This is a genomic window from Francisella sp. 19X1-34 (genome assembly GCF_041102755.1).
Lineage (GTDB): Bacteria > Pseudomonadota > Gammaproteobacteria > Francisellales > Francisellaceae > Francisella.
In genome coordinates this window covers 1-7,361 of sequence record NZ_JBGCTX010000091.1, presented here as the reverse complement: position 1 = coordinate 7,361, position 7,361 = coordinate 1, and the positions used below count along the sequence as shown (strand labels likewise).

Sequence of the window (7,361 nt, the reverse complement as noted above, 5' to 3'; positions counted from 1 at the left end):
TTACTGTCTTTCAACTTTTAAATAACAACGGTTTAGCTATTTTCAATCTAATTTATATTTTTTGTGCACAGAACCTACTCTTACTACAACATTCTTGTTGTATCTTCCCTTAACTTGGAAGTTTATATTAGGATACTTTTCTTTTAGCTTTTGTAACTGTTTCTCTTTTGTGAAAATAACAATATCTTTTTTAGTTTTTAAAAGTTCACTAAATTGAGGGTAAGTTATTAGATACTTGGGCCATTTACCATTATGAGATTGTTGATATTGTTTAATACCATAATGGAACTCTCTTGCCCAGTTATCAATCTCTGGTCGGTAAGTTTTCCAGTTATAAACAATATAGATATTATCATTTAATAGTAGTGGAAGATCTTCTTCATAGCCTTTTTTCTTTAACTCTTCTTTTAAAATAAAGTGCTTAGGTTGAGCTCTGTTATAGTAGACAAATATAGTATCTTTAGGAGAGTCACTTATGACCTTTTCAACTAAAGGCTCAGATGTTCTAATATCAAAGTAAGGTATTACTAATTGTCCTAAAATATTAAGTAGCATAAGAGCAGCGATTATTAGAATAATTGCTTGTTTAATTTGCCCCTTAAAGGATATTCTTAGGCTAAACGCGATTGCAAAAGCACATAGAGCTACTAGTAAGATATATATTGTTGGAGCATGAGTATCTAAGAATAAATGTTGTACTATTGGAAATATAGCGACTACAATAGCTGTTATTAAGAAAAGTGTACTAGCAGCGATATGCATCTTTTTAAAAGTACTTACTCTATCACTATCTTTAATTATTTTCTCAAACGATAGTGCCATTAATAATGATAATGGCCCAAAAATAGGTAAGATATAACTTACGATTTTTGAGCTAGGGATTGAGAAGAATATTAGTATAAGTAAGCACCAAAGAGCTATTAAAAATGTAGTATAGTCTTGTTTTCTATTTTGCCAAATAGCTTTAAAACCTTTTGCGAGCCTATTAAGTAGTAAAATACTAAATGGCAAAAATACAGCTAATATAATTACAAAATAGAACCAAGGTCCAATAGCATTATTAAAACCATGGCCAACAAAGCGATAAAACTGTTGGAAATAGAAGAAGAAGTATAGGAAATCAGGGTTTTGTTGTTGAGCTAAAACTAACCATGGTGTAACAATAATCACAAATATAATAGCCCCTGTTGGGATATATAAATCTTTTATTCTATGCCAGTTATTTGTTACAAGCATCCAGACAAAAATAGTCATACAAGGAAAAGCTATAGCCATCAAGCCTTTAGTCAAAAATGCTAATGCAGATACAAAGTATGCAGCATACATAAAAAAGCGTTTTTTATTTCCTAGTGGTTGCTTTAAACTAACCAAGCACAAAAAGAATGCAATCCAAAGTAGATTAGCAACAATAAGATCCATATTTGCATAATGAGCCTCAAAGAAATATAAAACATTTGCTGCAAGTATAAAACTTGCTAAGACACCAGCAAAACGCGAATAAAAATACCTTCCAAAAGAGTATATAGATATGCACCCTAATATACCAAAAAGTGCTTGAGGTAGGCGAATAGCCCAAGCATTTATACCAAAAAAGTGCATAGAAGTAGCTTCAAGCCAATAGTAAAGCGGAGGCTTATCTAGAAAAGGGACACCGTTAATTAATGGGGTGACCCAGTTACCTGTACTTAGCATTTCTCTAGCGATTTCAGGATAGCGTCCCTCATCTGGAATACTTAGGTGTCTATGACCAAGAAATATAATAAAATATACTATATAAATCACTAATAAAATTAGGATGTCATAAGCATAAGAGTTTTTAAATTTATTCATTTAGGTTTCTAAAAAAAAGATAAATTAATGTCTTAATGTATCTTTTAATTATGATTTTTTCAAGACAATTGTAATAAATAGAGATCTATAGATAAGCGTAGTAGTTATTCTAGAAAATTATGTTTTAGAAGATTAAATTTCACTAAACTGTTCTGGTTTATCTTCTTTATTTTCAAATAAGAACTTATGCATTTCTTGTTGTAGAAATTCTTTTGCTTTTTGGTCCATAAGATTAAGCCTATACTCATTTATCAAAATAGTTTGGTGTGAAAGCCAAGCCTGCCAAGCTTTATTTGAGATTTCAGCATGTATTTTTTTACCTAGCTCTCCTGGTAATGGTTGAAATGGTATAGCTTCTAATTCTTGGTTATATTTTTTACAAAAAACAGTAGACATTTTTTCTCCTTTAAAACTTTTTTAGATACATCTCTTAGGTTTTGGTAATCCAGCTAATTTAGCAGCCTGTACAGCTGGAGAAATAGGAAATAAAATTTGTAAATATAAACTATTACCTATTTTATCGCCATATCTTTCTTTTAATGCTTTGACAAGCTCCCTAATAGCTGGTGATTTTTTGTTCTCTTGGTAAAAACTTCTTAAAAAGTTAATAACTAACATATGATCTTCAGTTAGATTAATATCTTCATTTGTAGCTGCTAATTTACAGAAATCTATATCCCAACTTTCGAAATCTATTAAAAAGCCTTGTTTGTCTATGTTGTAGTTATCCACAAATATGATAAAATTTGTTACTAGTTTTTACTATCTGACAATTATAGCAAATAAGAATAGTTGTTTTAATCTATAAAAAGGCATATTCAATGAAAGTTACTTTATATACTACAAAATATTGTCCATATTCTCTTAGAGCAAGAATTGCTTTAGCGGAGAAAAAAATGAATATGGATGTTGTTGAAGCTGGTGATTTAGCACCAGAAAAGCTAAAGAAAATATCACCTAATGGTATTTTTCCAGTACTAAAAGAAAAAGACTATAGCATAAATAATAGAAAAGCTCTTTTAATATATATCGATGAGAGATTTCCTGCACCTGGATTATTACCTAGCTTGGTTAATGAGCGTATAAAAATTCGCTTATCATTGGAAAAAATAGATAATGAATGGTATCCAGTATTAGATCAGATTAGAAAAAATAAAACAGACAATGAAAAACTAACTGTGTTATTTAAAGATCTAAAAGAAAGTTTTTTAACAATAGAAAAAGCGTTTAGTGAGTTTGATTACTTTATCTCATCTAGCTTTACTTTAGCAGATTGCTATATTGCGGCATTAATAATTTGTTTAGAAGCTGAAGGTTTTATTATAGATGAAACATTTGGTGCTATGCATGATTATAAGAAAAGAGTATTTGCTAGAGATTCTGTTAAAAAAGCTAACTTAAAGGGCAATGCAAATGAGTCATTGCTAAAAACTTTAAGAGCTAATAGGTAGGTAAGAATTATATGTGGTACCAAGGTTTTGTAAATTTTGTTTTTTTTGCCCTTAGTGCAGTACTTGTTGTAGTGGCTATAGTTTTTGTCGTTGGAAGTTTTTTCTCATTATTGGCAAAGGCAAAACAAGAAGTTGCTAAGTTAGCTAAAGGTAAGCTAGAAATTAATAAGGTTGGTAAAGACTATAAGGAAACTAAAAAAGTAGTTTTAGAAACATTACTAGATAAAAAAGCTTACAAAAACTATCTTAAAGAGCAGAAGAAGCTAGATAAGCAAGATGATAAGCCTGAAGGAAAGGTTTTTGTAGTCAACTTTAAAGGTGATATACATGCCTCACAAGTTGAAAATTTACGTAAAGAAGTATCTGCTATCTTAGCTGTAGCAATCTCAAGTGACGAGGTTATAGTCAGAATAGATAGTCCTGGAGGTGTAGTAAATGGCTATGGTTTTGCAGCAGCTCAACTAGAAAGAATTCGCCAAGCAGGTATTAATTTAACTATTTGTATTGATCAAGTTGCTGCAAGTGGTGGTTATATGATGTCAGCTGTTGGGCATAAAATAATTTCAGCGCCTTTTGCAATAGTTGGCTCAATAGGTGTAGTTGGAACTATTCCAAATGTTAGAGATCTACTTGAGAAAAATGGTATCAATATTGAGATGCATACTTCTGGAGAGTATAAGCGTACATTAACAACAGTAGGTGAAAATACTGAAGAAGGCCGTAAGAAATTTAAGCAAGACCTTGAAAATATTCATGAATTATTTAAAAAGCATATTTTAAATTATCGTCCTAATTTAGATATGCATAAAGTTGGTACAGGAGAGTACTGGTTTGGTAAAGATGCTTTAGAGTTAGGTTTGGTTGATGAAATACAAACTTATGATGACTATTTGATAAATTTACTTAGTAAAAGACATGACGTGTATGAAGTAAGTTTTGTTAGGAAAAAAGATAAAGGGTTGTTGAAGTCTAAGCTTGCAATGATCAAAAAAACCTTAACAAACTTTTTATACGCGCGCAAAATATTATAGGATCAAAGTGTTTTCTTTAAATACACATCAAAAAATTTTGGATAATTTTCTTCAGCAAAAATCTAAGCAAATGCTGCATCATGCTTTTATATTTAGAGTTAAGGATGCTGTACTTTTAGATAGTTTTATAAACTCCTTGTGCCAAGTATTGTTAGGGCAAAAAGTCAATGACTATAATGAATCACCATATGTAACAATAGCTAATGCAGAGAATAATGAGATTAGAGTTGCAGAAGTTAAAAAAATCATAAAAAACTGTGAGTTAACAGCGCATAATAATTTAGCTAAAATTATTATAATTCCAGAGTTGGACTTCTTAAATGAATCTGCGACTAATGCTATTTTAAAAACACTTGAAGAGCCTGCTGAAAATACATTCTTTTTAATGTTTACACGCAATTATAATAATATTTTAGCGACTGTAAAAAGTAGATCATTAACTTATGATATAAGTTTTGACCAGGATGATAAGTATAATTATTTAAAATACACATTCAATATGTCAAAAGATGCTATACAAAAATCTTTATTGATGGCTAGAGATGATGTTAATGTTATTGCAAAGATTAAGTTAGAGCAGCATTTTTGGCAAGTTAGAAATAGCTTGATGAGAGTTTTAGTAAATCAGTTAAATCCAAATGTTTTTCTGAAAGAGGTCAATCCTAACTTTAAAGATACACTTTATTGGTTAACAAGTTTAATCGTTGATGTGTATTACTATAAGCTTAATGATGAAGATCAAAATATTGCTAATTATGATAAAATTGCAGTTGTTAAATATCTTGCCGCTAAATTCTCAGAAGATGCAATATATAAGCTATATCAAAAGGCATTAGAAGCTAATGATTATTTTCTAAATTTCAAAAATGTTGATAAAGAGTTAGTTTTAGAAAATTTAATATTAAAAATTATAAAGTAGGTAAAAAATGGAAGTAAAACAACAACAAAAATTAAAGGCCCAGGCTCACAGTTTAAAACCAGTGGTTTTAATGGGAGAGAAAGGCCTTACAGAAAATGTAATGCTAGAGATAGATTTAGCTCTGGCATCACATGAGCTTATCAAGATAAAAGCAGGGCGTTTACCAAAAGAAGAAAAGCAACAGATTGCAGCTGAAATAGTTAAAGCAACTAAATCAGAATTAGTGCAAATAATAGGTAATATTTTAGTTTTATATAGAAAAAATCCTAATAAAAAGAAAAAATAGGTTTAGATATGAGTTTCCCAATATCACGTCCGCGCAGACTTAGAGTTACGCAAAATATCAGAGATATGGTTGCTGAGACAACTTTGAATGTTGATGATCTAATGTATCCAATATTCGTTGTGCATGGTGAGAGTATAAAAAAAGAAATCTCAAGTATGCCAAATCAATATCATTGGTCTATAGATATGCTAGATGAGCTTGTTGAGAAGGTTCTAAAAGCAGGTATAAAAAGTGTTATGATATTTGGAGTACCGAAATCTAAAGATATAGTTTCATCTGAAAACTATGATTCAAATGGTATTACTCAACAGGCTATTAGAAAAATTAAACAGCTTGCACCAGAGTTAGTTGTTGCGACTGATGTATGTATGTGTAGTTTCACACCGCATGGACATTGTGGAATCTTAAATGAAAATGAGTATGTTGATAATGACAAAACATTAGAAATCTTGCAGAAAACTGCGGTATCTCATGCACAAGCTGGTGCTGATATAGTTGCACCAAGTGGTATGATGGATGGCATGATTATAGCTATGCGTCAGGCCTTGGATGAAGCTAATTTTGAAACTGTAAGTATTATGTCATACTCAGTAAAATATGCTTCAGCTTACTATGGACCATTTAGAAGTGCTTGTGATTCTTCTTTAAAAGGTGATCGTAAAACTTATCAAATGGATTATCGTAATAAGAAGGAAGCTATTCGAGAAGCTGTTGCTGATATAGAGCAAGGTGCAGATTTTATAATGGTTAAGCCTGCATTGAGTTATCTTGATATAATTAATGAATTAAATCATATTGTTGATTTACCGATAGCAGCGTACCATGTAAGTGGTGAGTATGCGATGATAAAAGCTGCTGCTCAAGCTGGCTTAGTTGATGAAAAAGCTATTACAATTGAGACATTAGTATCAATGAAACGAGCTGGAGCTAAGATTATACTTACTTATACAGCATTAGATGTGGCAAGTTGGATTAAGTGCTGATTAAATCAATTGTAATAAAAATAATTTTAGATAGAATTTTCAGAAGCATAATATATTCTTATAAATAATGAGTAGATTCATTAAATTTTTCTTTTTAATAGTTTTAACTATTGTTCTTTCGAACTGTGCAATTATTACTGATCATAACTTTGTGTACTTAGGTCATCCTATAAAACTATCAGAGTATCAACTTTACTATGATAAAACTCAAAATCTATATTTATTTATAGATAAATACAGTTGTTTTGATAAAAGTGTTGAGGGTGCAGGAACATGTATGGCCTTAAATCAGCAGGAGGCTGATAATTTTATCAAACAGATTTTACCAAAATTAAGTGAGACTGAGGATCGATTGGAAGAGGACCATAAAGAAAAAGTTGTTGCTGGGTTAAAAAAATATAATAAGAAAGTAGTTAAGAGGCCAGTTAAACTGGAGTTAAAACTGCGACCAGTAAAGCAAATTAATGCATATGGTAAGAAAGAGTACCATTTAGTACCGAGAAAATATAATGTAAAAGTTAATTTGATACTCATGTTAGATGAATCAAATAAGCAAGATAGTGAAGTTCGTGTACTATACTCATTAAGGATGCCTGGTGTTATTCGTAATCAAAAAACATCAACAAAACCATTTTTAATAGATCCTGAGTATCTAGAGAAGGTTATGAATGAAAAAGCAGTAAAAAACTATGAAGATTTATATAATAATTATGTAAAGAAAACCAAAAAAAACCGAAGTGAGTTTGAGCATTTCCTAAACGATGAGTTACATATATAAGTTTTATAGGTTCTGTGCACAAAAAATATAAATTAGATTGAAAATAGCTAAACCGTTGTTATTTAAAAGTTGAAAGGCAGTAA

At 30.4% G+C, this 7,361-nt stretch carries 9 protein-coding genes; 6 read left to right on the top strand and 3 right to left on the bottom strand.

Annotation, left to right across the window (positions count from 1 at the left end; all coding sequences use genetic code 11):
• Positions 1 to 42 precede the first annotated feature (42 nt).
• From AB8E56_RS10915 to AB8E56_RS10905, 3 genes are all read right to left on the bottom strand, one after another.
• Positions 43 to 1,830 carry a glycosyltransferase family 39 protein gene (locus AB8E56_RS10915; RefSeq protein WP_329481035.1) on the bottom strand — a complete coding sequence of 596 codons (1,788 nt, stop codon included), beginning with the start codon at positions 1,828 to 1,830 and terminating at the stop codon, positions 43 to 45.
• Positions 1,831 to 1,962: 132 nt separating this feature from the next.
• Positions 1,963 to 2,226 carry an oxidative damage protection protein gene (locus AB8E56_RS10910; protein WP_329481033.1) on the bottom strand — a complete coding sequence of 88 codons (264 nt, stop codon included), beginning with the start codon at positions 2,224 to 2,226 and terminating at the stop codon, positions 1,963 to 1,965.
• Positions 2,227 to 2,247: 21 nt separating this feature from the next.
• Positions 2,248 to 2,562 carry a TusE/DsrC/DsvC family sulfur relay protein gene (locus AB8E56_RS10905; protein WP_329481031.1) on the bottom strand — a complete coding sequence of 105 codons (315 nt, stop codon included), beginning with the start codon at positions 2,560 to 2,562 and terminating at the stop codon, positions 2,248 to 2,250.
• A gap of 89 nt (positions 2,563 to 2,651) precedes the next feature.
• Here AB8E56_RS10905 and AB8E56_RS10900 point away from each other — a divergent pair, with 89 nt between their 5' ends.
• The 6 genes from AB8E56_RS10900 (at position 2,652) to AB8E56_RS10875 (ending at position 7,278) form a co-directional block, all read left to right on the top strand.
• The gene (locus AB8E56_RS10900; RefSeq protein ID WP_329481029.1) at positions 2,652 to 3,281 is read left to right on the top strand and encodes a glutathione S-transferase N-terminal domain-containing protein; all 630 of its coding nucleotides are present in this window, start codon (positions 2,652 to 2,654) and stop codon (positions 3,279 to 3,281) included.
• Positions 3,282 to 3,292: 11 nt separating this feature from the next.
• Positions 3,293 to 4,312, top strand: a complete 1,020-nt coding sequence (sohB, locus tag AB8E56_RS10895; protein ID WP_329481027.1) for a protease SohB — start codon at positions 3,293 to 3,295, stop codon at positions 4,310 to 4,312.
• Positions 4,313 to 4,319: 7 nt separating this feature from the next.
• Positions 4,320 to 5,231: a DNA polymerase III subunit delta' C-terminal domain-containing protein gene (locus tag AB8E56_RS10890; RefSeq protein ID WP_329481025.1), complete on the top strand. Its 912-nt coding sequence runs from the start codon at positions 4,320 to 4,322 to the stop codon at positions 5,229 to 5,231.
• A 7-nt stretch (positions 5,232 to 5,238) separates the two neighbouring features.
• Complete coding sequence (yhbY, locus tag AB8E56_RS10885) at positions 5,239 to 5,517, top strand: ribosome assembly RNA-binding protein YhbY (protein ID WP_329481023.1); 279 nt, start codon at positions 5,239 to 5,241, stop codon at positions 5,515 to 5,517.
• An 8-nt stretch (positions 5,518 to 5,525) separates the two neighbouring features.
• Entirely contained in the window at positions 5,526 to 6,500 is a 975-nt protein-coding gene (hemB, locus tag AB8E56_RS10880) for a porphobilinogen synthase (RefSeq protein ID WP_329481021.1), read from the top strand.
• Between the two features lie 67 nt (positions 6,501 to 6,567).
• The gene (locus tag AB8E56_RS10875) at positions 6,568 to 7,278 is read left to right on the top strand and encodes a hypothetical protein (protein ID WP_329481019.1); all 711 of its coding nucleotides are present in this window, start codon (positions 6,568 to 6,570) and stop codon (positions 7,276 to 7,278) included.
• Positions 7,279 to 7,361: the final 83 nt, after the last annotated feature.